The organism is Oleiphilus sp. HI0132, from assembly GCF_001635845.1.
The window spans coordinates 1-1,176 of sequence record NZ_LWGJ01000998.1 but is presented as its reverse complement, the minus strand read 5'-3'; the positions used below and the strand labels follow the sequence as shown (position 1 = coordinate 1,176).

The window sequence follows — 1,176 nt, the reverse complement described above, 5'->3', positions numbered from 1 at the left end:
TTGGTACCCAAGCCTAGGGTCAACCTTACTCGATTNNNCGGGCTTTTTGCCCCGCTTAGCGGGTGTTACTTGAACGCGGTGTTTGCTGTTCGGTGCAAAAAGCCCGTGGAATCGAGTAAGGTTGACCCTAGGCTTGGGTACCAAAGCCGCTAGCTTGGCAATGAAATCCAGTGGTTCGAAGATCACATGCGTAGTGCCATTGCGGTAAGGGGTTTTGAGCTCGTAGCGGATTTGTCCATTGGCGGTCAATGCCAGACGCTTTTCCGAGATCGCTGGCCGACTGATATAGCGACACAGGCGCTCAAGCTTATCTCGCTGATGCGCTTCGGCCATCACGCCAGCGTGCAAGGAGAACCCTGCGTGGTTGGCTACTCGGCTGCTAGCATCAGCCTTATCTTCTCGCCCCGGTAAAGTTTGCAGAGTAAAGACCTTGCGCCCCTGCTGGGGGCCGGTGGCAATGCGGTAAGTGACCGAATGGCCGTGTAATTGGGTGAGCGTATCCTCCTCGCCCTCTTCCAATGTCAACCAGGTATTTTCGACATCTCGCTCGAGTAGCCCTTGCTTTTCCAGGCAGCGAGCTATGCGGTGGCTAAGGGTGTGAACGAGGGTATTCAGCTCATCGTGGGTCGGCGCTTTGACCCGATGGAAGCGCTGTTTACCATGGCCGTCTTCGGTGTAAATCCCGTCGAGAAACAGCATGTGGTAGTGTACATTCAGATTCAGCGCGGAGCCAAAGCGTTGGATGAGCGTTACCGATCCACTTTGTGCCGTAGCCTTGGTAAAACCCGCTTTCTTAATCAGATGGGTTGAGAGTATACGGTAAACGATGCTCAAGACCTTGCCCATCAGCTCCGGGTAACGGGCCAGCAAAAAGCGCAACTGGAAAGGAAAACTCAGCACCCATTGGCGAATAGGCTCTGCGGGAAATACTTCATCCACCAAAAGTGCGGCACTCTCCACCATCCGGCGGGCACCGCAGCTGGGGCAGAAACCACGCCGTTTGCAGCTGAAAGCGACCAAACGCTCGTGATGACAGTCTTCACAGCGCACACGCAAAAAGCCATATTCCAGCCGACCACATTGGAGAAAATCTTCGAACTCTCTCTGAACGTAACGAGGCAAGCTTTGTCCCTGGTCATCTAAAGAAGACTTAAAGACCGGATAGTGCTGCTGAAC

At 54.0% G+C, this 1,176-nt stretch carries 1 protein-coding gene; it reads right to left on the bottom strand.

What is annotated here, in order from left to right:
* A partial coding sequence (locus A3766_RS11220) for a transposase (RefSeq protein WP_197479544.1) occupies nucleotides 1-1,176 on the bottom strand: 1,176 nt, incomplete at both ends.